The organism is Flagellimonas alginilytica (genome assembly GCF_042134605.1).
Lineage (GTDB): Bacteria > Bacteroidota > Bacteroidia > Flavobacteriales > Flavobacteriaceae > Flagellimonas > Flagellimonas alginolytica.
Window position 1 is genome coordinate 462036 of the sequence record NZ_CP169638.1, and the last position, 22895, is coordinate 484930.

Here is a 22895-nt window from a genome sequence, read left to right on the forward strand (position 1 = left end):
TTAAAGTGATTGTTCGGCTTTCACACGGCAAAAGTAATCTTATATTTGAATCTTACCTACCAAAGTTGTTTTCTTATCAGTTTTATAACATTTACTTTGTACGGTATGGTATATCTTTGCGGGATTGTCCGCAAATTTGGAAGCTAAAATTGCCTTTCTCCAATATGAAGGAACTTAAACACCTAAATAAATACTTTAAAAAATACTGGCTCAAATTGTTACTGGGGATTTTGATCACCATTATTGCCCGTGTTTTTTCCCTCATCATGCCATCGTATGTGAACAAATCCATACAGGCTGTCGAGGATTTTGCCTCAAACGCAATCAACTTATCGGAAGCAAAAGGATTGTTGTTGCAATATATTTTGGTTATCGTCGGAGCCGCAATTTTATCAGGTCTCTTTACTTTTTTAATGAGACAGACCATTATAAATGTATCCCGATATATCGAATACGATCTTAAAAATGAGGTTTTTGATCATTACCAACTGCTCAGCCTTAATTTTTATAAAAAAAATAGGATAGGGGATTTAATGAACCGGATAAGCGAAGATATCAACCAGGTTCGATTATATGGTGGCCCTGCCATAATGTACGGTATCCAAACCCTAACACTATTTGTCTGTTTGATACCCTTAATGTTTATAAAAGCACCCACACTTGCAGCATACACCTTACTGCCACTCCCCATTCTATCCGTTCTGATCTACCAGATCAGTAAAATAATACACAAAAGGAGCACCAAGGTACAAGAGTATCTTTCTACACTTTCCACGTTTACCCAAGAATCGTTTTCAGGAATATCCGTGATCAAGGCCTACAGTATTGAGCCAAGGATAAATAGCGAATTAAGGGAGCTGGCACAAGAAGGCAAGGATACCAGTATGGCACTTGCAAAGGTAAATGCCTGGTTTTTTCCTTTAATGATCTTATTGATCGGAATAAGCAATGTTTTTGTAATCTATATTGGCGGGCAACAGTACATAAATGGCGAAATTGAAACCATAGGGATCATCGCAGAATTTATTCTTTACGTTAACATGCTTACGTGGCCCGTTGCCATAGTAGGTTGGCTTACTTCTATAGTACAAAGGGCCGAAGCCTCTCAAAAGCGTATCAATGAGTTTTTAAAGGAAGAACCCTCCATTCTGAACAAAGTGAAGTCCCCGACCCCGATTGTGGGCAATATCGAATTCAAAAATGTAACCTTTACCTACGAGGACACCAATATTACTGCATTGGAAAACGTATCCTTCTCCATAAAAGCAGGAGAAACGGTTGCTATTTTAGGCAAAACAGGCTCGGGAAAATCCACCATATTGGATTTGGTCGCACGTTTGTACGATACTTCCTCCGGTGAGGTGTTGATCGATGGAGTTCCCGTCCAAGACCTTAATTTGGACAGCCTTCGCAGTTCCATTGGTGCCGTGCCACAGGATGCATTCCTGTTTTCGGATACTATTGAGAACAATATCCGTTTTGGTAACGAAAATGCATCACACAACGACATTGTGGAGGTTGCAAAAAAAGCTGTGGTACACAAAAATATTGAAGGATTTGCCAAAAAGTACCATACAATTTTAGGGGAACGTGGAATTACATTGAGCGGTGGTCAAAAACAACGGGTATCCATTGCCCGGGCATTGTTAAAAGACCCCAAGATCTATCTTTTTGATGACTGCCTCTCCGCAGTGGATACCGAAACCGAAGAAGAAATCTTGAACAACCTAAAAAGGGTTTCCGAGAGCAAAACTACGCTGATCGTTAGCCATAGGGTATCTTCTGCCAAGAACGCCGACAAAATCATTGTGCTCGACAAAGGAAAGATTATTCAACAGGGCACCCACGAGGAACTGAACAATACCGAAGGGTATTATAAAGAGCTCTATATTGACCAACTCTCTGGTAAAGAATCATAAAAAAGTTGCTGAATTAGCTTTTTTTTCACATTTTTGGTACTAGAATTCAACATAGTACCAAATACACTATACCATATGGGCCAGAAAGATACAATGGATCAGGAAGAGATTTATTCGAAAGTCTTAAGAGCAGGGAGAAGAACCTACTTTTTTGATGTAAGAAGTACCAAGGCCGGAGATTATTACCTTACCATCACAGAAAGTAAAAAGTTTACGCACGATGATGGTTCTTTCCATTACAAAAAGCACAAAATCTATCTTTATAAAGAAGATTTTAGCGCTTTTCGGGAAATAATGGAAGAGATGATGGATTACATTATCGATGAAAAAGGTACCGAAGTAATTTCCGAACGCCACCAGAAAGATTTTAAAAAGGAGGAAGAAAGCTTCAGCGAAAACGGAAGCCCTTCCGAGAACAACTTTACCGATGTAAGTTTCGACGACATCTAAAAAAGTTATTCCCTTTAAAAGTAAAACGACCTGTTTTTCTGCAGGTCGTTTTTTATTTTTGTACTGCTCGTAATTTTTGTAACATAAAACCCAGGAAACATGGCACGCACTCCTAGCAATATGCTTCCCCTAGGCACACAAGCCCCCGATTTTGAACTGTGGGACACCGTATCGGCACAAACCCTTTCTTTAGTAGATATGAAAGGGGAAAAAGGCACTGTGGTCATGTTTATATGCAACCACTGTCCTTTTGTGGTCCATGTAAATTCCATGCTGGTCAAACTGGCCCAAACATATCAGCAAAAAGGCATTAACTTTATTGCCATCTCCAGCAACGATGTGGAAAACTATCCGCAAGATGCCCCCCATTTAATGACGGTGAAAGCCAAGGAAGAAGGCTATCCTTTTCCATATCTGTACGACAAGACCCAGCAGGTCGCCAAGGCATATGATGCTGCCTGCACACCCGATTTTTATCTTTTTAATTCGGATATGAGACTAGTTTACAGAGGTCAGTTAGATGATTCCAGACCTGGAAACAACATACCCTTGTCCGGTACCGACCTAAAAAATGCAATGGATGCCGTTCTGGAAAACAAGGAGGTATTTCGGGATCAAAAACCCAGTTTGGGCTGTAATATTAAATGGTCGACCTACTAAATTGCGTTATGGATTCCGCTGCTCTAACCATACAACCAACAGACAGCTATAATCTTGGCACTTATTTAGAGGTTGCAATAGCATCCTACAGTGAGCATTATTGTCATTTATGGCAGCACAACGACCCTTCACCTTATATTTCGAAATGGTTAACGAAAGAAGTGGTCTTTGAAGAACTACAGGACCCCGATACATTGAATTACATCGTCTACCATAATACTGTAGCTGTCGGTATTCTAAAATTGATAATAAACTGCGGAATCGATGAAATTCCTGATACGGACGCCATAAAAGCGGAAAAAATCTATCTACTCAAAAAACACTCAGGTAAGGGAATTGGCAAACAATTGCTCCTTATTATTGAGGAGATGGCTGTAAAATTAAATAAAAAAGTGGTTTGGTTGGATACCATGCAAAAGGGAAATCCTATTCATTTTTATAAATATAATGGCTACTCCATTAAAAGAGAAAGCGAAGTTGTGCTTCCGAATGTAAAGCCCTCGGAAAAGCACATGTGGATTTTGACCAAAACCCTTTAGCCTACCAACCCTCCCGTTCAATTAAATTTTTTATTTGGGTATAATGATGCGTTCCATGCCATGCATATCGTCCAATATTTTCCTTGAGGGTGGATTGCAGGTTTCCATCGGGGTGAACAAATGATCGCTGTAGATTTTCTTCGGACAAACCCTTTATCAAAAAAACTAGTTTTGAGTGTACTGCTTTTAAATGATCCAACGACATTTGAACAGGAGCAGTTCGGGTATCAAAAAGTTCCGCCCACTCTTTTTCATTGTATGGCTTTATAACAGGCGTATTCTCAGTTAAGGCCCATTTAAACCGGATATAGCTATTGTGGTGGCTATCGGAAATATGATGCACCAGTTGCCTAACCGTCCATCCTCCGGGGCGGTAAGGGGTTTCCAATTGATCGGTCGAAAGTGCGGAGACCAAATCGCTCAACTTCCCCGGTAATTCTTCCAAAACGGCTATCCATCCCTCCAAATCGCTACTCGAAATGGTTTTCGGCACTTCGAATTTACCAATCGGATATTTTAATTGTTCCAAAGCTTCTTTTTCCATGCCTTAAAAATAAGAATCTTCGTTTAGCTAAAGCTAGCATCCCAAGGGATTCTTTCTAAGATTTTAATACAGTTTTAACTGACACATAATAATTTGACCAAATAATCTAGTAATTTTGTAGAGTACTTTTTATAAACTTTAAAATCTAAAATATATGGCAACTTTAAGATTAGGGGATACCGCTCCGGATTTTACCGCGGTTACCTCCCAAGGAACACTTAATTTTTATGAATATTTAGGAGATAGCTGGGGCATCCTGTTTTCACACCCTGCGGATTTTACCCCTGTCTGCACCACGGAATTAGGCACTGCCGCCAAGTTTAAGGACGAATTCGACAAAAGAAACGTAAAAATGATGGCCCTAAGTGTAGATGGTGCCGCATCGCACATGGATTGGATAAAGGACATAAACGAAACCCAGAATACCGAAGTCAACTTTCCCATAGTGGCCGATGTGGAAAGAAAAGTATCCGACTTGTACGACATGATTCACCCAAATGCCGACGACACCCTTACTGTTCGCTCCGTATTTATTATAGATCCCGATAAAAAAATTAAACTTACCCTAACCTATCCGGCCTCCACAGGACGTAATTTTTACGAACTGTTGCGAGTAATCGATTCTTTACAATTGACCGCAAACCACAAAGTAGCCACTCCTGCCAACTGGAAAAATGGCGAAAAAGTGGTGGTAAGCCCAGCAATTCCAACGGAAGAGGCCAAGGGAATCTTTACCAAAGGGGTCGAGGAAATTAAGCCATATTTACGATTGACGCCGGACCCTACAAATTAATTTTAATTAATATTTGAAAAAAAACCTGATACCCAATAAATTAAACGTACCTTTGGAGCCAATTAATTTTTTTCAATTTATATTATGAGTAAAGGAACAGTAAAATTCTTCAATGATTCTAAAGGTTACGGATTTATCACTGAAGATGGTTCAAACACAGATCACTTCGTACACATTTCAGGCTTGATCGATGAAATTAGAGAAGGTGATGTTGTAGAATTCGAACTACAACAAGGTAAAAAAGGATTAAACGCCGTTAATGTACAAGTTGCGGAATAAGTTATAGCATACTTTTTTATAGTTAAGGCCCGAGCAATGCTCGGGCCTTTTTTATTTTTTTAAATCCCTACGCAACCATTTTCTTTTTTGCTATCTATTGGGTAAATAAGCTTTGTTCCCCACAACCATTAAACCTATATAGCAATGAACACCTTTTTTGGAGTACTCACCTTCCTTTTGATCGTAAATGCGTTACTATTGGCCTGGAGTGTAAACGGTTCTAAAAAGTAGCTTAATTTTTAACACGGACAATAGGTAGGGTTTTTTAGCGTTGAATTGTTACGGAATAAACACTTACAACCATGACCACTTTTTTTAGCGTACTATTAGTTCTGCTTGCCCTTAATTTTTGTTTATTGCTATTGAGCGTAAACCGGGCCAAATAAAAAAGCTTCCATTTCTGGAAGCTTCACCTATATAATCTAAGAAGGATTATTTTATTTTACATTCATCAACTCCACGTCAAAAATCAGTGTAGCATTGGGAGGAATTACCCCTCCGGCTCCTGCACTACCATAGGCCAAATGGGATGGAATCACAAATCTGGCCTTATCCCCGACTTGCAATAGTCCAATACCCTCGTCCCATCCGGGAATTACTTGCCCTACACCAAGAGCAAAATCTATGGGTTGATTTCTTTTGTAGGATGAATCAAAAACCTGACCGTTGGCCAATGCACCTTCATAATGTACGGACACGGTTTTGCCTTTTTCCGCTTTAGAACCGGTTCCCTTTTGGATAATTTGGTAACGTAGTCCACTATCGGTCTTTTCAAAACCTGCAGCCAATTTTTCCATTTCTGCCTCGGCTTGAGCCTTTTGCTCGGCTATACGTTTTTCCCTGGCTCCCTCGAACGTTCGAAAAGCCTCGATGGCATTCCATTTTTTGGCCTCTTCACCAACTCGTACAATTTCCAAAGTTTCTATAGCGTCCCCTTGTGCAATGGCATCTACAATATTCTGACCTTCCTCCACCTTTCCAAACACTGTGTGCTTGTTGTCCAACCAAGGTGTGGCCACATGGGTAATAAAAAACTGGCTTCCATTGGTTCCGGGTCCGGCATTGGCCATTGAAAGCACACCGGGACCATCATGTATAAGGTCGGGATGGAACTCATCATCAAACTTATAACCTGGGTCCCCGGTCCCTGTTCCTGTTGGGCATCCGCCCTGTATCATAAAATCGGCGATTACCCTATGGAACTTTAAGCCATCGTAATAGGGTTTGCCCTGTGGTTTTACACTGTTCTCCATATTTCCTTCTGCCAGTGCAACAAAATTGCCCACGGTCCCCGGTGTTTTATCGTGAGTGAGTTTTACCAAAATTTCACCTTTGGTGGTATTGAATTTTGCGTAGATTCCGTCTTGCATTGTATCTTGATTAATAGATTATTAGAATACGTGGTTCTCGGATTTTTCCAAGGCTGCAAAGATAGGGCTTTATGCTTTAGGTCAAAAAACGGGAATGTAGATTCAAGCCAGCCCAACATAGACATTTGGACTTTGTATTGTTTGCTTATGTATATGGCCGTCAATTTGTTTAAATCATTATCAACCTGTTGCAACATACCAGGGTATTTTACCGAATATTTGATTGTAAACATGGCTACTTCCCATAAAATTTGTGGAACTTTTCATTTAAAACCATAGCAACATGAAAGAGAATACATATCCCAAGTCCTTTTCCCATATCGGAATAACGGTTCCAGACATTAACAAAGCTGTTGAATTTTACGAAAACGTTATGGGCTGGTATGTTATAATGCCTCCATCCACAGTAAAGAAAGAGACCGACACCGCCATTGGACAAATGTGCATAGATGTTTTTGGAGAGGATTGGGAAGAATTTGAAATTGCCCACATGTCCACTTCGGATGGAATTGGAGTTGAACTGTTCGCCTTTTCATACGGAAAAAAAGAAGCTCCCGAGTTTAATCCATTCAATACTGGACTTTTTCACTTTTGCGTGCAAGATCCGGATATTGAAAATTTAACCAAAAAAATAGTCGAGGCCGGCGGTAAACAGAGAATGCCCATTAGGGAATATTATCCCAATGAAAAACCGTATAAAATGGTCTATGTAGAAGTTCCTTTTGGGATTGTCTTTGAAATCTACACCCATAGCTACGAATTGACCTATTCTTCTGGGGCTTATCAAAAATAAGATTCGGTAATTCGTTATATTTATGGTAAAATAATCGGGACAAACCATTTTTGCCATAATCAAAATGCGCCAATTAATCGATAAACCTTATCTCTATTTTTTGCTCGCCATACCCTTATTCTTGGTAATTGCGTTATGGCATGGGGATGATGTTTTGGATGTAAGCCTTTACGACACTTATTACGTTGCCTCCTTTTGGGACCTTGCCATTCTTGCCTGCATACTTTTTGGAATTATGGGCTTGGGGTATGCATTGATGAAAGAGGCCGGAAGGAAACAATTAAATCGTTTGATTTGGATCCATGTAGGCTTCACTTTTGGAGGGATTCTACTGGTCTGGATAATGAGCGGATTTTATCGGGCCGATATTATGGAATATAAATTCAATAACTATCTAAGTGCCGTCATATCGGTCCTGGTCTTGCTAATACTTTTAGTTCAATTCATATTTCCGATCAATATAGTTTATGGGTTAACGAGAGCTAAATCAAAATAAAGGCTTCCAATATGGATTCAAAAACAAGTATAAACACATCGTTGCGCTAACGTGCAGTATCCGGAACACAAGACATGTGGTCTTTACGAGTGCCCAACAATTATATTTCCAGTTAGCAACACACAAGAACCTGATTTTTTACTACTTTTAATGTAAGCACCTCCAAAATTGAAGATAAAATACAGAAATAGACACTTGAACATAAACCTAGCTTTGGGCATGTTGTGGTTATTGTGGTTTATCACTAATTACTTTTCTTCCGAAGGAACTGATTGGCATGATTACGGTTTAGGCTTATTTTCCATGATCTATTTTGGTTTGTATTTATATCAAAGACAAAACAAATACCTCACCATCTCGGACGGTTGGATCAAAAAGAATTCACCTTTTGGAAAAAAAATAAAGCTTGGGGAGGTTGATCGTATCAGAAAATTTGCGGGCGACTATATCCTAAAAACAGATTCGAAAGAATTTGTAATAAACACTTTGATCATAGCTCCCGAATCCATCAAAGATTTGGATGGAGAACTACAAAAACTGGATGTGACCTGGTATTAAAAATATGATTCCATAACACTCCATTCTGTGAAAGCCTTTCTTTTTATCATATGCTTTGTACTGTTTCAAACTGCAAATTTGAATTCTAAAAACAATTACGGCACGCCCTCGCTTTGTGAAAAAATTCAGGAAATGGCCATCTCCGACCAAAAGTATAGAGGCACCATTGAAAAACCTTTAGAAGTATATCCATCGGTTTTAGATTCTTTAATAAGCGCCAAAGGCTACACCAAACAAACTTTTGAACTTCTACCTGAACTGGAACAGGGCAACCTAAAACATTTGGCTTCTAAACTGTTGTCCCGACACCTAACACCTAAAACGGCAAAGAATGAATCCTTTGCCAAAAAACAAAAACGAATTGATGCCAAAAACACCAAAGAACTCATTAAAATTGTAAAAGAACATGGTTGGGTCACGAGTAAAAGCTTGGGGTGTGATGAAAAGTTTCGAACTGTATTAATATTCCGGCATGCGCCAGAAAAGTATTGGAAGCATGTACGAGAGCTTATCGAAAAAGAGAAAAAAGCAAAACGAATATCGGAATACGAATATTTTGTAATAGACAATCATTTAAAAGGCAGACCCCCTATTTCCAAAAAACATTCAGATTATTCCAATTAAAAAGTGAAGGGAAGTAAGGGCGAAGATTTATTTTTACTTAATCATTTTAATTCCAACACTTTATAGCTTATTTTAGTTAAATAAATATATTTTGACATGACCATCAGCAAAAGACAGATTTTTATTCTTTTTTCGATTGCAGTTTTGTTGGCCGTACCCTTTGTGGCCATGCAGTTCTCATCCGAAGTAAATTGGTCGTTATACGATTTTATCGGCGCCAGCATTCTACTTTCGATCATAGGTTTTACCATTGATTTTGTACTCTGCAAAACCCGATCTCGCAATAAAAGGTCCCTTATACTTTTAGCCATATTTATTTTGTTTTTATTGGTTTGGATCGAATTGGCCGTAGGTCTATTTAACACTCCCTTTGCCGGCAATTGATGTCCTGTGCCATATACTTTCCATAGCGAGCACAACATTCTAAAATTTTTGTTAAATGCACTCGTTTTGGTTAAATCGGAGACAGAACCGCTCTGGGATTTGATAAATTTTGTAGATATTTAAGGTTTTTAATAGGCAGGAATGGGCAAAAGGAAGAAGCAGGCCAAAGTATTACGAATCTTTCGAAAAGTACATAGAACCACAGGAGCTTTACTATTTATATTTTTCTTTATTATCTCGATCTCTGGACTTCTTTTAGGGTGGAAGAAGAATTCCAACGGTTATATTCTCCCGGAAACACAAGAAGGAACCTCTACCAATTTAAAGGAATGGCTTTCCATGGACAGCCTGCACACCATTGCATGCAACACCCTACATAGCAAGGTCTCCAAAGATTTAGATTTGGCTTTGGACCGAATAGATCTTAGACAGGAAAAAGGCTCCGTTAAATTTGTTTTTATAGATTCTTTTTACGAAATCCAATTGGACGGGGCAAACGGGAACGTTCTTTCCATCGGCCAAAGAAGATCCGACTTTTTAGAAGCCGTACACGATGGGTCTTTACTAGACGATTACCTATCCACCGATGGCTATATTAAACTCGGGTATACCACTGTAATGGGAACCTCACTCTTGGTTTTTACCATAACCGGATTTTGGTTGTGGTATGGCCCAAAGCGGATGAGAAAAGGAAAAAAATCTTAATTCCATAAAAAAACCGTCCCTATTTTGGATAAGGACGGCATCTACCTGTTAATTTTAATAGATTACCCTTTGATTTTCGTGGGGGGAACAGTACCGTATTTGTCTATAAGATAAACCAAACTTGCCATTGTTGCCGCGCCAAGTTCCAACTCTCGTTTATTTACATGTTCAAAAGTGTCGTTTTCTGCGTGGTGATGATCAAAATAACGCTGCGAATCGGGTCGTAAACCTGCAAGTACAATTCCATCGTTTTTTAAAGGGCCAATATCGGCACCACTGCCTCCTTCTTGAAAGAGATGAATCAAATATGGTTCAAACAAACTTCTCCAGCCCTGGATCTGTTTAAGGTTTTCCGGGTCGGCATCTATGGAAAAACCCCGTGGCGTAAATCCTCCGGAATCACTCTCAAGTGCAAAAATATGCTTCTCCTTTTTACTCTGGGCCACTTTGGCATATTCCTTACCACCTCGCAAGCCGTTCTCTTCATTCATAAACAATACAACACGTAGGGTTCGTTTGGGTTTATAACCGGTTTCCTTCAACAGCCGTAACACATCCATACTTTGTACGCATCCGGCCCCATCATCATGTGAGCCATCCCCCAAATCCCAGGAATCCAGATGCCCGCCAACCAGCATAATTTCATCGGGATAGGTACTGCCCGTTATTTCTCCTATCACGTTATAGGACATAACATCGTCCAATTGCTTGCAATTTTGTTTAAAATAAAACTTTGCATCCGGATTAAGCTTTAGAGTGGTACTTAAAAGCTCGGCTCCCTTGGTGCTTATGGCCGCCGCTGGAATCCTCTGGTTTACCGGAATATTTCCATAAGCCATAGATCCTGTGTGCGGGTAATCGTCCAATCTAAGGTTCAAGGAGCGTACAATAACTCCCACTGCCCCATATTTAGATGCTTCTGATGCTCCAGAATAGCGTTGGTCCGCACAACTGGCATACGCAGAAAATGTGTTTATTTTAGTTGGATCCATGGGGCGGTTGTAGAAAACTATTTTGCCCTGTATGGCTTCTTTGCCCAATTTCTCAAGGTCTTCAATCCCCTGTACTTCGACCACGCTGGCCTTTAAACCTCCATCCAGTGTGGCAACCGAACCACCGAGCGCACAAATGGGTACATTGGTGGTTAAGCCTGGTTTGGTCTCCAAATAAGCAAATTCAGGTATGCCCCTAACCCATTTTGGCACCATTACAGGTTGCAACCAAACTTTGTCCAATCCGAGCAGTTCTAGTTGCGCCTTGGTGTAATCTACAGCTTGTTGTGCCTGCACGGACCCGGACAACCTCCCTCCTATTTGATTGGACAAGTGATTGAGCCAATCATAAGCTTTACCGTTGGTCAAGGCTTTGTCATAGATTGCCTTGATCTGTTTTTCATCTTCGTTCTGAGAAAAAAATGGTGTACTGACGAGAAAAATGGTCAAAAATAAGATTGTTCTCATGGGGTTTCTTTTTCCAGTTGTTGTTTAAACATTTCCAAGTTAGCTTTTATTTCATCGTCAAGCTCGGGTTCACGAATATCTTTGTACTTTTTTAACGCTTCCAACATAATGGTGGCCACTATTAACCTTGCCGCTTTTTTATTGTCCGCAGGAATTACATACCAAGGTGCGTGTACTTTAGCTGTTTTGTTCAGTGCTTCTTCGTAGCATGCCTCGTACGTGTCCCAAAGCTTTCTTTCCTCAAGGTCGGCAGGGGAAAATTTCCAATTTTTTCGTTTAAGCTCCAATCTTCTCAACAAACGTTGGCGCTGTTCTTCTTTGGACAAGTGCAGGAAAAATTTAAAAATAATGGTTCCGTTCTCTGCAATGTGCCTTTCAAAATCATTGATTTGCCTGTAGCGTTTGGCCCAAAACTCATCGTCAATATCATTCACGGATTGAACATTGGGTAGATTTTCGCCCAAAATATATTCTGGATGCACTTTTGTGACCAACACATTCTCGTAGTGTGTCCTATTAAAGACCGAGAACTTTCCCCTTTCGGGCAGTGCAATATAATGTCGCCAAATATAGTCGTGCTTTTTTTCTTTTGCAGAGGGCACCTTAAAACTGTGAACTACAACGCCACGAGCATTAAAATCCTTAAATACTTCGCGAATTAGACTATCCTTCCCTGCTGTATCTATTCCCTGTAAACAAACCAGCACCCCATATTTGCCGTGGGCATATAACGTATCCTGGAACTCTCCCAAGTCTTTACGGACTTCCCCCAGTTTCTCCTTTAACTCTTTGTCGGATAGGTCGAAATCTTCATGGGTCGCTAATTCAGAGAGTTTAATAGTATCCTTTATCCTATATTCTTCTGTTCTGATTTTTTTCATGGGAATGAATATAATTCTTTTTGCTTATACCTTCAACTGTAACCCAATCAGTGCATTTCATCGATATTTTGACCTCTTGTACCCAAAGTTGGTTATTTAATCGATCTAATTCCCCGTTTAGGTGCTGTACATGTAACTTTAGAAAAATCAGTGACGCAAAGTCCCAAATCTAAAAGCGTTATGAAAAGGAAGAACCTACTTCTACTAATAGTCTTTGCTATTGGTTTAATAGCTCTTTTACTATTGAGCTCCTTTAGCAAACCCGCCAATGCTTGCCAGTATGCAAGTTCCAATCTGGAATACATCAAAAGTAAAATAGAAGATGCTGCAATGTCCAAAGACCTGAACATGGCCAGGTACCACGCTTACAAGGCATTGAACGGAATCGAGAAGACCAAGGATAATTTTTTGGATTGTGGTTGTGAAGGTGCCATTGAAAGTCTTGAAACCACACTTTCCATGTTAAAATCGGCGACCAAGGCCAGTGATTTTAACAACTCAAAATTGGAATTGCACAAAGCTTTAGAGACTACGATCATCGGCATTAAAGTCCTAAAGGATTTCGAAAAAGAAACCTCCAGTGAGTACGGAAGCAACGTATTGGTAATGAACACTTCGGATGTCCTGGATTTTGACGATGGCATGATGTTGACACAAGGCTCCACGGTAAAAAAACAGGTCCACCAATGTCTTTTGGGCTTTGAGTCTTCATTGAACAAAGTGGTGTCCGATGTAGATTGTGAAGATGCCCGAAGGTTTATTACGAATATTTATGAGGAATCACGGTTAATATTGCTCAATACCAAACTATCCCAACATAAAAAAGAATACCACCAACGCGTAAAAACTTTGACAAAAGAGGCCCTAACGGAATTGGAGAATTGCCAGTAAATTACTTGCTGGCAAATAACTTCACATCCTCTTCGGATACCTCCTTACCACCTAAAATGATCAAACGCTCCACTACATTTCTGAGTTCCCGCACATTGCCCGTCCAGTCATAACTTTTGAGCAGGTCTATCGCCTTTTTCGAGAACGTTTTTTGCCCGGTTCCTTGTTCGGATGCTATTTTATTGGAAAAATGCTCTATGAGCAATGGTATATCATCACGCCTATCATTAAGGGCCGGTACCTTGATCAAGATTACCGCTAAACGATGATAAAGATCTTCCCGGAATTTTCCGTCCTCGATCTCTTTTTTTAAATCTTTATTGGTAGCCGCCAGCACGCGAACATCCACCTTTATATCTTTATCGGAACCCACACGGCTTATCTTGTTCTCTTGGAGGGCACGCAAGACTTTTGCCTGTGCCGAAAGACTCATATCCCCGATTTCGTCCAAAAAAATGGTCCCCTTGTTGGCTGCTTCAAATTTTCCTGCCCTGTCCTTTACCGCAGAGGTAAATGCACCTTTCACGTGCCCAAAGAGTTCACTCTCTATCAATTCGGACGGAATCGCCGCACAATTGACCTCTACAAATGGCGAAGAAGAACGCGGGCTTTTTTCGTGTAGCCAGTGTGCCACCAATTCCTTTCCGGTACCATTGGAGCCCGTAATAAGCACTCTTGCATCGGTCGGGGCCACTTTTTCGATCATCTCCTTTATTGATCCAATTTCATTGCTCTCACCGATCATTTCATAATTTTTGGATATTTTTTTCTTGAGCACTTTGTTCTCGACCACCAGCTCTTTTCTATCCAAGGCATTCCTAACCGTAGTAAGCAATCGATTAAGGTCCGGTGGTTTGGAAATATAATCATAGGCACCCAATCGCATGGTATTCACGGCGGTATCCAGATCACCGTGGCCGGAAATCATAATAAATGGTATTTCGGGTTTAATTTTTTTAGCGGCCTCCAAAACTTCGACACCGTCCATTTTTGGCATTTTAATATCGCAAAGTACAAGGTCGAAATCTTCTTTTTTGATCAGATCGATCCCTGCTTTGCCATCCTCGGCCTCCACTACATTATAATCATCGCTCTCTTCTGCCAATATTTTCACCAGTACTCTTCTAATTGCCGATTCATCTTCGATCACCAAAATTTTAGACATATGCTACGTTTTAAAAAATTCCAATTTTGAAACCAGTCCTAATATAAAAATTTGACTCGTCATTCAATAAATAAACCTTGCCTTGATCATCATTTCTTAACATTCCTTCTTGAACAATGGTTTTCCCCAACATGGCAAAAATGGACATCCGCTTGGAAATATTGTACTGATATACCAAAGTTCCCAGTAAAGAGGTCAACGATATTTTTGAAGCCACCTGACCATTCTCCAGTTCAATTCCGTTCTGAAGATTTATGAAGTAACCATCCAATAATAATGCCATTTCCAAAGAGTGCCTGTTTTTGATGTGATGCTTAAGACTGGATTTAGGTATCCCGAAGGTAAACGACCAATTAGGATGAAATTTTCTATAGTAATTCACCAATGGCAATGGTACCGGCAATCCTGTTGTGCTGTTGTAGGTTAAACCAAGTACAATACGGTAAGGTTTATCCGCATCGGCCCGTTCCTTCCAAAAAGTAGCGGTCGCGTTCATAAAAAAATCGTCTGTAATGGTACCGCTAACAAAATTAGAGGCAAATCGAGGTGTAAGTATGGTCACCAAGTTCCAATTTTCGTTCCATTTGGTTATAAACCCCAGGTTCAAATCAAGAACATGAAATCGAATCAACTCGCTTTTATCGAACGGCAGATCGGCGGAATATCCCATATCGAAACGGTTATATTCCAATCCTGTGATCAGGTAATCTTTTTTCTCGTTGAGTTTTATGGGCAAATTTATCAACGCTTTGTACCGCTGTGTCTTTATCCCTGTATCATTTTCAGGAATATTCAGATACTCCACCCTCAAAATATCCGTGCTCTGCGCGCAAAGATTGGAACTGCTTAGTGTTACAATGAAAGCGAACCACTTCCAGATTGTACTATGATGAACTATGGTTTTTATGTCTATTTATTGTTTAGGCTGAATAATATGTATATCGCGCTGAGGAAAAGGAATACTAATGTTGCTCTCCTTGAACTTGGCATTGATCTTATATCTCATCTCACTTTTTATCCGTGGATCCCTAAAGGTATCATTGGTAAAGAAATACACGGAGAACATTAGTGCGGAATCCCCAAAATCCTCGAATAAAACAAAGGGCTTGGGGTTTTTGAGTACCTGTCGTTGATTATGGGCCACTTCTTCCAATATTTTGGTCACCAAATCCACATCGCTCCCATAGGCCACGCCCACACTAACCTTTTCGCGAGTGGTTTTATGGTTTTGGGTGTAGTTGTAGACAATATCGCTTATAAACTTATGGTTGGGGAGAATAAGAACTTTGTCGTCGCGGGTAATGGCCCTAGTGGTTCTTAATTTGATCTCGAACACCTTTCCCACTTTACCGTCCACCTCTACTACATCGCCTACTTGGAGCGATTTGTCCACGATTATAAATATTCCGCCAAGGATATCCTTGAACAACTCCTGCAATGCAAGGCCAAGCCCTACAAAAAGTGCCGCCGATGCCGTAATGATCAGGGTGATATCCACCCCGGCCGCGCTCAATGTTACAAGCACGGCCACCAGATAAATCACATAATTGATAAATTTAAAAACGCTGGAGAATTTTTGTTTGTCCTCTTGTTCCATCTTCCTGGTAAAGATGTTGCGCAACCATTTAAGGATAAACTTTGTGGCGATCAATGTCACCGTTAACAGTAGGAGCAGACCTATGGTAAGGTCAATGGATTTTTCACCTTCACCAAGATGGAACCCCAAGTCGAGGAAATCCTTAATGGTCCCCCAAACATCCTCCTTAATAATTTCTTTTATGTCCTCTGCTCCTTCTTGCATAAGATCCTAATATCTTAACCATTTAATCAATTCCTTGTACGTAGGTTTTTTACCGTACATTAAAATGCCTGTTCTATAAATCTTGGCCGCCAACGATACAATACCAAAAAAGGTAATGACCAACAACAAAATCGAGGTGATAAACTGCCATAAAGGTACACCGCCCTCACCAATCCCGCCCGGTAATCGCATCAACATTACAATAGGCGATGTTAATGGAAACAATGAAAACCCAACTGCAATGGGCCCGTGAGGATTGCTAAAAACAGAAAAGAATCCCACATAAATAGCCAACATTAAAGGTAATATAATAGGAAAGATAAATTGCTGTGTATCCGTCTCATTATCCACTGCCGCACCGATCGCCGCATAAATGGAACTATATATAAGGTAACCGAGAATAAAGTAGATAAAAAAGGACACAATGAGCAACCCCCAAGGAATATCGTAGATTTCCTTGGCATACAGCATCATTTCGGTATCCATTGCCCCCAATTGCGACATGCTTCCCATCGGCCCTGTAGGCATTGCCGATTCCCCGGAAAGTGCCGAGAGATCTATCCCAAAAATTAGAACAGCGACAAACATTAATGCCGATGCAGAGACGATCCAAATGGAAAACTGTGTAATCCCTGCCAAAGAATTGCCTATTATTTTTCCCAGCATCAACTGAAATGGTTTTACCGAAGATATGATCACTTCTATGATCCGGCTGGTTTTCTCTTCGATCACGCTCCGCATAACGAACCCACCGTAAATGATAATGAACATCATAATCGCATAACCAAAACCACCTCCTATAAATGCCTTGATCTCATTGATTCCCTTGATACTTTTTTCGCCTTCAAATGTTGACAGGTTGATCTCAAAGGATTTTTCCACGCTCGAGAACTGTTCTGCCGATACCCCGAGCTTTTGCAAACGATCTTGTCTTAATTTTTTTTGAAAAACGGCTTCCAATTCTTTTGTTATGGATGTATTGGGATTGTCCTTGGTAAACAGATAACTATTTTTGGCAGCTTCTTCCACCGAAGGCAGATTGGGTATGTACAACAGCCCATAATACTCCAAAGTATTAGTAGAATCTTTGGCTTGCTGCAAGGTCAAATCATCAAAATAAACGTAGGAGATACTTTTTGAAGGCTTTAATTCATCCAGAAAAAATGCACTTTCGTTAAGAACCGACACGACCCTTGTTTCATCATCATTGATCTTTGCCAAATAAGCGATGAGCACGATCATCCCAACAATTAGAAGTGGACTCAATATCGTCATCACTATAAAGGAACGATTTCGGACCTTGGCCAAATATTCCCGTTTTATGATCAGTCCAAGCTTACTTGCCATTATCCTTGCTATTTACGGTTTGTATAAAAATATCGTTGGCCGAAGGAATGGTTTCTTCAAACCTATTTATGTTCGTAGTTTTGGAAAGTTCTGTCAAAATTTCGCCTGTTTGGGACGACGGTAACTGCACCTTAAAATTAATCTGTTGCTCAACCTCATCAATATCCGAGGAAAGTATATTGAATTTTTCCTTTAGTGTTTGCAGGAATATACCAACGTCCGATTCCAATTGTACGCCCACATTAAAAATATTATTCTTGTATGCCTTTTTGATGTCGGATAGCTTCCCATCCAATATTTTCTCGGATTTATGGATCAAGGCAATGTGCTCGCAAAGTTCTTCGACCGATTCCATCCGGTGCGTAGAGAAAATGATCGAAGTTCCATTTTCCTTTAATTGCAGAATTTCGTCTTTTATGATGTTTGCGTTTATTGGATCGAAACCACTAAAAGGTTCATCAAAAATCAACAACTTTGGCTCGTGCAATACCGTTACAATAAACTGAATCTTCTGGGCCATCCCTTTGGATAGTTCCTGAATCTTTTTATCCCACCAATCCCCAATATCCAATCTATCGAACCAATATTTTAATCGAGTCTTGGCCTCGCTCTTGGACAGCCCTTTTAACTGTGCCAAATAAAGGGCTTGCTCCCCTACCTTCATGCTTTTGTACAAGCCTCTTTCCTCGGGCAAGTACCCTATGGAAGCAATATGCTTTGGCGCCAACGGCTCTCCATTTAAAAAAATTTCTCCGGAATCTTGGTGCGTAATCTGATTAATAATTCTTATGAACGAGGTTTTGCCCGCACCATTGGGACCCAATAGTCCGTATATGCAGTTCTTGGGTATTTGAAGAGATATGTTGCTCAAGGCAGTATAGTTGCCGTACGATTTGGTCACATTTTCGGCAACAAGGATATGATCCATGTATAGTATTTTTTCAAAGATATGTATTTGCAGATAACCTGCATTTTCTATAAAAACAAAAACCCACCCTTAAAAAAATCAAGGATGGGAAAAAAATTGCTATGAAAAAGAAAATTAGATATCGGTCACCCAACATCAGTTTCAAATATACGTTTTTTATTTAAACAGAAGGTTTTTATTCTTAAGAGAACATGTCTTTTACCTTTTCAAAAAAGGATTTATCCGATTTTTCGGGACTTGGGGCAAAGTTGTCGTCGCCCTGCATACGTTCAAAAAACTCCTTCTGCTCTTTATTTATGTTTTTAGGGGTCCAAACGTTTACATGCACCAGCAAATCACCACTGCCATAGCCATTTAGGCTATTGATTCCCTTTCCTCGGAGTCTCAAAATTTTTCCCGACTGAATACCGGATTCCAATTTTATACGAACCTTTCCCCCAATGGCGTCTATTTCTTTGGAACTTCCAAGAACTGCTTCTGGCATACTTATATAAAGGTCGTAATGTAAATTGTCTCCTTCGCGCTTTAGCGTTTCGTGTTCAAGGGTTTCAATGGCTACCAAGAGGTCACCTGCGATTCCGTTTCCGGGAGCATCATTACCCTTGCCGGATACTTTTAATTGCATACCGTCCTCTACACCTGGTGGAATTTTAATGGAAACTGTTTCTTCTTCCACAATTAGTCCCTGTGCATCTGCTCCTGTAGGCTTTTTATCAATAGTTTGTCCGGCGCCGCCACAAGTGGTACATGTGGTCGCCGTTTGCATTCTACCCAATATCGTATTGGTGATCTTGGTAATCTGTCCGGTTCCATTACAAGTGGGGCAGGTTTTATAGGTAACTCCCTCTGCTTGTCGCTTGCGTCTTACTTTTACCTTTTTCTCTACTCCATTGGCAACTTCCTCTAGGGTGAGTTTTACACGGATGCGCAAATTGCTCCCTTTGGTTCTTCGCTGTCCACCGCCAAAACCGCCAAAACCACTGAATCCACCTCCACCAAAAGCACCGCCAAAAATATCACCGAACTGACTGAAGATATCGTCCATGTTCATACCTCCGCCACCAAAGCCTCCACTGCCATCGAACGCGGCATGGCCAAACTGGTCGTATTTTGCCCTTTTGTCCGGATTTCCCAATACCTCGTATGCTTCGGCAGATTTTTTGAACATTTCTTCTGCTTTGGCATCGCCTGGGTTTTTATCCGGGTGGTACTCGATTGCCTTTTTCCTGTAGGCTTTTTTTATTTCTGCGGCCGAAGCTCCTTTGGATACTCCTAATATTTCGTAATAATCCTCCTTCATACACTCTTAGTTTCCTACTACTACTTTTGGGTGTCTAATGATACGATTTCCGAGCTTGAATCCTTTTTCGACCACATCGATTATTTTCCCTTTCATTTTTTTGTCCGGTGCAGGAATTTGGGTTATGGCATCGTGCACTTCCGCATCAAAAGTATCCCCTGGTTCGGCCTGCACAGGCTCCAATCCTTTGTTTTTCAGGGTCTCTTTAAATTTATTGCTGATAAGTTCCACACCTTTGAACATTTCCTTGTCCTCGGATTTGGAGAGTTCTTTCAAGGCTCGATCAAAGTCGTCCAAAATGGGCAACAATGCCACCATGACTTCTTGTCCTGCCGTTTTGAACAGATCCATACGTTCTTTGGACGTCCTGCGCTTGTAATTTTCAAATTCGGCAAAGAGTCTTAAAAATTTTTCCTTCTCTTTGGCCAAATCTTCACGTAGTTTTTCTTCCTCGGACAATTCTTCATTGTTTTCTTCCGTGTCGCTGGTTTCTATATGATCATCGTTCAGCTCAGTACTCTCTTCGGTTTGCCCTTTTTTAGGCTCATCTTCTATTTCCTCAACCTTACTTTTATTGCTCATGTTCAATTGTTTTATTCGAATTTGAAGTGGCAAAAGTACTGCCAATTGTCCAAAAATGTCAAAATGTCACCGCAAATCATAAAAAAAGCCGCCTAAGCGGACTTTTCCCATCAATATCGTCATAAAATTAAATATGTCTATGCCTCTACAGAAGCTGGAACATCCGAGGCTTCTGAACTGTACAAGCTCCTTAATGCTTGGCAAATGTTCACATATTGAAATGTAAAACCTTCTTCCTCGATTTTTTTACTGCTAACCCTTTGGCTGGACAATACCAAGGCGGACATTTTACCCAAAATTGCCTTCAATAAAAATGCCGGGATGTTTGGCAACCATAAAGGCCTGTCCAATATTTTTGCCAATTCCTTGGTCATTTTGGTATTGGTAACCGGATTTGGTGCGACCCCGTTATAGATTCCTTTCAGATTGTTCTCCACGGCAAACACGAACATTTGTGCCAAATCTTCGATATGGATCCAAGATTGCCATTGATCACCACTGCCCAAGGGCGCCCCAACAAAGTTCTTGACCGGTTGCGACATTTTGGGCAAAGCTCCTTCATCTTTGTCCAATACGATTCCAATTCTTATTTTGGCCACGTCTATGTCCAACTGTTGAAACGAGTCGGCCTCGGCCTCCCACTTTTGGACCACATCGCCCAAAAAACCGTCGTCAACTTTGGTCTCGGTCTCGTCGTAAAAGTCACTTATGGAATCTGGGTATATCCCAACCGCCGATGCAGAAATTAGGCATTCAACTTCCTTATTATTGGATTGCTCCAATCCATTTTTTAAGGTTTGCAGACTATTAATTCGGCTTAGGAGAACTTTTTTTCTGTGATTTGGCGTCCAACGTTTAGCAATGGTGGTACCTGCCAAGTTTATTATTGCTTGAACATTTTTAAAGCAATCCAAATCTATTTCTCCCTTGGAAGGATTCCAATAATAACCTTGAAAATCCTCTTGGGAGGTAATCTTGTTTTTACTTGTGGTCAAATAATTTACGGGTATTCCTTTATCGTGAAGCACCTTTACAATGGCCTGCCCGACCAAACCCGTAGCTCCTGTTATCAACACCTTCATAGCAACATTTTGTACAAATTTACAGGTTTAAATGTCTGTTGATCAGACCTTAATTTAGGTTTAACATATTTGTTTAAACTTTAGTGCCAAATAGTCCTGCAAAGCACCATGGGTTAACAAATTGTTAGGAATCACATCTTTATGGCCCTTAACATTTCTCTTTTTCCGGGTGGTCCAGGCAACCTTTCCACGGTAAATCCAACAGCCTGCATCGCCCTTCTTACACTACCTTTTGCCGCATACGTTACCAATACGCCCTCTTGCTTGAGTGCATTGTGCATGATCGAGAAAATTTCTTCGGTCCACAGGTCGGGTTGCACACGTGCCCCGAATGCATCAAAATAAACAAGATCGACAAGGTTTTCCTCGTCGATCTGCCTAAAATCCTTTTTTTGTTTGAGCAACGAAAAATCCGGTGTTATAGCTACCTCTTCTTCCCAGTTGGAACTATGCATTTTATTAAAAGATGCTTCAACATTATCTGCACCCAACTGCCTACAATAATCCAGAGCGCTTATTTCATCCACAGAAACAGGAAAGGCCTCTACTCCAATATATTCGACCGTTAGTTGTTGTTTGGCAGCCTCCAATAAGGTAATAAGTGCATTAAGCCCTGTACCGAAACCAACTTCCAGTATGGTAATGGATCTATTGTTGAACAACCGCAGCCCATGTTCAATAAATACATGGTAAGCTTCTTGCACTGCACCGTGTTTGGAATGGTATTGCTCGCTCCAATCCTCTATTTGAATGGTCTTGGAACCGTCCCCTGTCGTAATTATTCTTCGTTTCAAGGCTGGTTTGCGATCAAAACACCATCAGCTTCGAACCTAAGTGTCCTTTTCGGGGCAGTGATCTGGGCCAATTCTTCTTCAGAAGCGCCCTCGTCCTCAGCATAGTGTTTTTGGTCTTCTACGGACATTTCTTCTAAAAATGCGGCGCCGTTCATCACAACTTTCTTACCCGCAGCATCTTTGGGCACAAAAAAACCATAATCCTTAAACCGGACAAACACTTCTTCATCGGATTCAAGTTTAACCTTCATCCAACATCCTTTTGCCTGACAAACTTCTTTGATTTCACCGATCATTTGGGTCTGAAGCGAATCTTTCTCTGAAATTTGATCAAAAGGTGCAGCGGTTTTGGACGCTTTTCCAGAAACCTGGAATTCCTGACCGAAATAATCCCCTTGTATCGTTTCTTGTTTACAGGAGACAAAAAGAACTCCTACTAAAAATACAGTAGCAATTGTGTTAAAATATCTCATTTTTGATAACATTTAAGTAAATGTAGATTAAGTATAACATTTAGATTTGTGAATCGTCCAAAACTAACAATAAATAG

The 22895-nt window shown here is 40.4% G+C and carries 27 protein-coding genes; 13 read left to right on the forward strand and 14 right to left on the reverse strand.

Annotation, left to right across the window (positions count from 1 at the left end):
* Positions 1–164 precede the first annotated feature (164 nt).
* The 4 genes from ABTP35_RS02000 (at position 165) to ABTP35_RS02015 (ending at position 3568) form a co-directional block, all read left to right on the forward strand.
* Positions 165–1919 carry an ABC transporter ATP-binding protein gene (locus tag ABTP35_RS02000; RefSeq protein ID WP_293294255.1) on the forward strand — a complete coding sequence of 585 codons (1755 nt, stop codon included), beginning with the start codon at positions 165–167 and terminating at the stop codon, positions 1917–1919.
* A gap of 75 nt (positions 1920–1994) precedes the next feature.
* Positions 1995–2369, forward strand: a complete 375-nt coding sequence (locus tag ABTP35_RS02005) for a PUR family DNA/RNA-binding protein (RefSeq protein ID WP_224835204.1) — start codon at positions 1995–1997, stop codon at positions 2367–2369.
* A gap of 99 nt (positions 2370–2468) precedes the next feature.
* Positions 2469–3029, forward strand: coding sequence for a thioredoxin family protein (locus ABTP35_RS02010; protein ID WP_224835205.1), 561 nt, complete (start codon positions 2469–2471; stop codon positions 3027–3029).
* Positions 3030–3037: 8 nt separating this feature from the next.
* Positions 3038–3568: a GNAT family N-acetyltransferase gene (locus tag ABTP35_RS02015; protein ID WP_293294252.1), complete on the forward strand. Its 531-nt coding sequence runs from the start codon at positions 3038–3040 to the stop codon at positions 3566–3568.
* Between the two features lies 1 nt (position 3569).
* On the opposite strand, the gene ABTP35_RS02020 is transcribed toward ABTP35_RS02015, so the two are convergent.
* Positions 3570–4112, reverse strand: coding sequence for a YfiT family bacillithiol transferase (locus ABTP35_RS02020; protein ID WP_293294250.1), 543 nt, complete (start codon positions 4110–4112; stop codon positions 3570–3572).
* A 154-nt stretch (positions 4113–4266) separates the two neighbouring features.
* On the opposite strand from ABTP35_RS02020, the gene ABTP35_RS02025 reads away from it, so the two are divergent.
* Positions 4267–4905 carry a peroxiredoxin gene (locus ABTP35_RS02025; RefSeq protein WP_224835208.1) on the forward strand — a complete coding sequence of 213 codons (639 nt, stop codon included), beginning with the start codon at positions 4267–4269 and terminating at the stop codon, positions 4903–4905.
* An 84-nt stretch (positions 4906–4989) separates the two neighbouring features.
* Complete coding sequence (locus ABTP35_RS02030) at positions 4990–5184, forward strand: cold-shock protein (RefSeq protein ID WP_127142008.1); 195 nt, start codon at positions 4990–4992, stop codon at positions 5182–5184.
* Between the two features lie 437 nt (positions 5185–5621).
* Here ABTP35_RS02030 and ABTP35_RS02035 read toward each other — a convergent pair whose 3' ends face one another.
* On the reverse strand, positions 5622–6554 hold the full coding sequence (locus tag ABTP35_RS02035) for a peptidylprolyl isomerase (protein ID WP_293294247.1): 933 nt from the start codon (positions 6552–6554) through the stop codon (positions 5622–5624).
* A 283-nt stretch (positions 6555–6837) separates the two neighbouring features.
* Here ABTP35_RS02035 and ABTP35_RS02040 point away from each other — a divergent pair, with 283 nt between their 5' ends.
* From ABTP35_RS02040 to ABTP35_RS02065, 6 genes are all read left to right on the forward strand, one after another.
* Complete coding sequence (locus ABTP35_RS02040) at positions 6838–7347, forward strand: lactoylglutathione lyase family protein (protein WP_293294245.1); 510 nt, start codon at positions 6838–6840, stop codon at positions 7345–7347.
* Between the two features lie 64 nt (positions 7348–7411).
* Entirely contained in the window at positions 7412–7843 is a 432-nt protein-coding gene (locus ABTP35_RS02045) for a hypothetical protein (RefSeq protein ID WP_293294243.1), read from the forward strand.
* A 195-nt stretch (positions 7844–8038) separates the two neighbouring features.
* Positions 8039–8401, forward strand: coding sequence for a hypothetical protein (locus ABTP35_RS02050; protein ID WP_293294241.1), 363 nt, complete (start codon positions 8039–8041; stop codon positions 8399–8401).
* A 78-nt stretch (positions 8402–8479) separates the two neighbouring features.
* The gene (locus ABTP35_RS02055) at positions 8480–9025 is read left to right on the forward strand and encodes a hypothetical protein (protein WP_293294240.1); all 546 of its coding nucleotides are present in this window, start codon (positions 8480–8482) and stop codon (positions 9023–9025) included.
* 96 nt (positions 9026–9121) lie between these two features.
* Positions 9122–9409, forward strand: a complete 288-nt coding sequence (locus ABTP35_RS02060; RefSeq protein WP_293294239.1) for a hypothetical protein — start codon at positions 9122–9124, stop codon at positions 9407–9409.
* A 141-nt stretch (positions 9410–9550) separates the two neighbouring features.
* Entirely contained in the window at positions 9551–10114 is a 564-nt protein-coding gene (locus ABTP35_RS02065) for a PepSY domain-containing protein (RefSeq protein WP_293294238.1), read from the forward strand.
* A 62-nt stretch (positions 10115–10176) separates the two neighbouring features.
* Here ABTP35_RS02065 and ABTP35_RS02070 read toward each other — a convergent pair whose 3' ends face one another.
* A complete protein-coding gene (locus ABTP35_RS02070) occupies positions 10177–11574 on the reverse strand; it encodes a M20/M25/M40 family metallo-hydrolase (RefSeq protein ID WP_293294237.1) in 1398 nt (465 codons plus the stop codon).
* Positions 11571–12455: a PPK2 family polyphosphate kinase gene (locus ABTP35_RS02075; protein WP_293294236.1), complete on the reverse strand. Its 885-nt coding sequence runs from the start codon at positions 12453–12455 to the stop codon at positions 11571–11573. The genes ABTP35_RS02070 and ABTP35_RS02075 overlap by 4 nt, the downstream gene beginning before the upstream one ends.
* A gap of 180 nt (positions 12456–12635) precedes the next feature.
* Between ABTP35_RS02075 and ABTP35_RS02080 the strand changes: the two genes are divergently transcribed.
* Entirely contained in the window at positions 12636–13346 is a 711-nt protein-coding gene (locus tag ABTP35_RS02080; RefSeq protein WP_293294235.1) for a hypothetical protein, read from the forward strand.
* Between the two features lies 1 nt (position 13347).
* Here the strand turns inward: ABTP35_RS02080 and ABTP35_RS02085 are convergent, their stop codons facing one another.
* The 10 genes from ABTP35_RS02085 to ABTP35_RS02130 form a co-directional block, all read right to left on the reverse strand.
* Positions 13348–14511: a sigma-54 dependent transcriptional regulator gene (locus ABTP35_RS02085; protein WP_224835220.1), complete on the reverse strand. Its 1164-nt coding sequence runs from the start codon at positions 14509–14511 to the stop codon at positions 13348–13350.
* A gap of 10 nt (positions 14512–14521) precedes the next feature.
* Positions 14522–15316, reverse strand: a complete 795-nt coding sequence (locus tag ABTP35_RS02090) for a DUF6268 family outer membrane beta-barrel protein (protein WP_293294234.1) — start codon at positions 15314–15316, stop codon at positions 14522–14524.
* Positions 15317–15424: 108 nt separating this feature from the next.
* On the reverse strand, positions 15425–16312 hold the full coding sequence (locus ABTP35_RS02095) for a mechanosensitive ion channel family protein (protein WP_252079149.1): 888 nt from the start codon (positions 16310–16312) through the stop codon (positions 15425–15427).
* A 6-nt stretch (positions 16313–16318) separates the two neighbouring features.
* Positions 16319–17659, reverse strand: coding sequence for an ABC transporter permease (locus tag ABTP35_RS02100; RefSeq protein ID WP_293294233.1), 1341 nt, complete (start codon positions 17657–17659; stop codon positions 16319–16321).
* Positions 17649–18587 (reverse strand): ATP-binding cassette domain-containing protein, encoded by a 939-nt coding sequence (locus tag ABTP35_RS02105; protein WP_293294232.1) that lies wholly within the window; start codon positions 18585–18587, stop codon positions 17649–17651. Before ABTP35_RS02105 ends, ABTP35_RS02100 begins: the two co-directional genes overlap by 11 nt.
* Positions 18588–18768: 181 nt before the next feature.
* Positions 18769–19887, reverse strand: coding sequence for a molecular chaperone DnaJ (gene dnaJ, locus ABTP35_RS02110; protein WP_293294230.1), 1119 nt, complete (start codon positions 19885–19887; stop codon positions 18769–18771).
* A gap of 6 nt (positions 19888–19893) precedes the next feature.
* Positions 19894–20469: a nucleotide exchange factor GrpE gene (locus ABTP35_RS02115; protein ID WP_293294228.1), complete on the reverse strand. Its 576-nt coding sequence runs from the start codon at positions 20467–20469 to the stop codon at positions 19894–19896.
* Between the two features lie 137 nt (positions 20470–20606).
* A complete protein-coding gene (locus tag ABTP35_RS02120; RefSeq protein ID WP_252079144.1) occupies positions 20607–21551 on the reverse strand; it encodes a TIGR01777 family oxidoreductase in 945 nt (314 codons plus the stop codon).
* A 131-nt stretch (positions 21552–21682) separates the two neighbouring features.
* Positions 21683–22345, reverse strand: a complete 663-nt coding sequence (gene mnmD / locus ABTP35_RS02125) for a tRNA (5-methylaminomethyl-2-thiouridine)(34)-methyltransferase MnmD (protein ID WP_375334408.1) — start codon at positions 22343–22345, stop codon at positions 21683–21685.
* Complete coding sequence (locus ABTP35_RS02130; protein ID WP_252079142.1) at positions 22342–22818, reverse strand: DUF4920 domain-containing protein; 477 nt, start codon at positions 22816–22818, stop codon at positions 22342–22344. Before ABTP35_RS02130 ends, mnmD begins: the two co-directional genes overlap by 4 nt.
* Positions 22819–22895 lie beyond the last annotated feature (77 nt).

Coding starts and splice junctions, on each gene's coding strand:
- ABTP35_RS02085 (WP_224835220.1), bottom strand. CDS start 14,511: ATGTCTAAAATTTTGGTGATCGAAGATGAATCGGCAATTAGAAGAGTA.
- ABTP35_RS02045 (WP_293294243.1), top strand. CDS start 7,412: ATGCGCCAATTAATCGATAAACCTTATCTCTATTTTTTGCTCGCCATA.
- ABTP35_RS02010 (WP_224835205.1), top strand. CDS start 2,469: ATGGCACGCACTCCTAGCAATATGCTTCCCCTAGGCACACAAGCCCCC.
- ABTP35_RS02100 (WP_293294233.1), bottom strand. CDS start 17,659: ATGGCAAGTAAGCTTGGACTGATCATAAAACGGGAATATTTGGCCAAG.
- ABTP35_RS02035 (WP_293294247.1), bottom strand. CDS start 6,554: ATGCAAGACGGAATCTACGCAAAATTCAATACCACCAAAGGTGAAATT.
- ABTP35_RS02080 (WP_293294235.1), top strand. CDS start 12,636: ATGAAAAGGAAGAACCTACTTCTACTAATAGTCTTTGCTATTGGTTTA.
- ABTP35_RS02025 (WP_224835208.1), top strand. CDS start 4,267: ATGGCAACTTTAAGATTAGGGGATACCGCTCCGGATTTTACCGCGGTT.
- ABTP35_RS02060 (WP_293294239.1), top strand. CDS start 9,122: ATGACCATCAGCAAAAGACAGATTTTTATTCTTTTTTCGATTGCAGTT.
- ABTP35_RS02130 (WP_252079142.1), bottom strand. CDS start 22,818: ATGAGATATTTTAACACAATTGCTACTGTATTTTTAGTAGGAGTTCTT.
- ABTP35_RS02040 (WP_293294245.1), top strand. CDS start 6,838: ATGAAAGAGAATACATATCCCAAGTCCTTTTCCCATATCGGAATAACG.
- ABTP35_RS02120 (WP_252079144.1), bottom strand. CDS start 21,551: ATGAAGGTGTTGATAACAGGAGCTACGGGTTTGGTCGGGCAGGCCATT.
- ABTP35_RS02000 (WP_293294255.1), top strand. CDS start 165: ATGAAGGAACTTAAACACCTAAATAAATACTTTAAAAAATACTGGCTC.
- ABTP35_RS02015 (WP_293294252.1), top strand. CDS start 3,038: ATGGATTCCGCTGCTCTAACCATACAACCAACAGACAGCTATAATCTT.
- ABTP35_RS02030 (WP_127142008.1), top strand. CDS start 4,990: ATGAGTAAAGGAACAGTAAAATTCTTCAATGATTCTAAAGGTTACGGA.
- ABTP35_RS02095 (WP_252079149.1), bottom strand. CDS start 16,312: ATGCAAGAAGGAGCAGAGGACATAAAAGAAATTATTAAGGAGGATGTT.
- ABTP35_RS02005 (WP_224835204.1), top strand. CDS start 1,995: ATGGGCCAGAAAGATACAATGGATCAGGAAGAGATTTATTCGAAAGTC.
- ABTP35_RS02020 (WP_293294250.1), bottom strand. CDS start 4,112: ATGGAAAAAGAAGCTTTGGAACAATTAAAATATCCGATTGGTAAATTC.
- dnaJ (WP_293294230.1), bottom strand. CDS start 19,887: ATGAAGGAGGATTATTACGAAATATTAGGAGTATCCAAAGGAGCTTCG.
- ABTP35_RS02075 (WP_293294236.1), bottom strand. CDS start 12,455: ATGAAAAAAATCAGAACAGAAGAATATAGGATAAAGGATACTATTAAA.
- ABTP35_RS02065 (WP_293294238.1), top strand. CDS start 9,551: ATGGGCAAAAGGAAGAAGCAGGCCAAAGTATTACGAATCTTTCGAAAA.
- ABTP35_RS02105 (WP_293294232.1), bottom strand. CDS start 18,587: ATGGATCATATCCTTGTTGCCGAAAATGTGACCAAATCGTACGGCAAC.
- ABTP35_RS02070 (WP_293294237.1), bottom strand. CDS start 11,574: ATGAGAACAATCTTATTTTTGACCATTTTTCTCGTCAGTACACCATTT.
- ABTP35_RS02115 (WP_293294228.1), bottom strand. CDS start 20,469: ATGAGCAATAAAAGTAAGGTTGAGGAAATAGAAGATGAGCCTAAAAAA.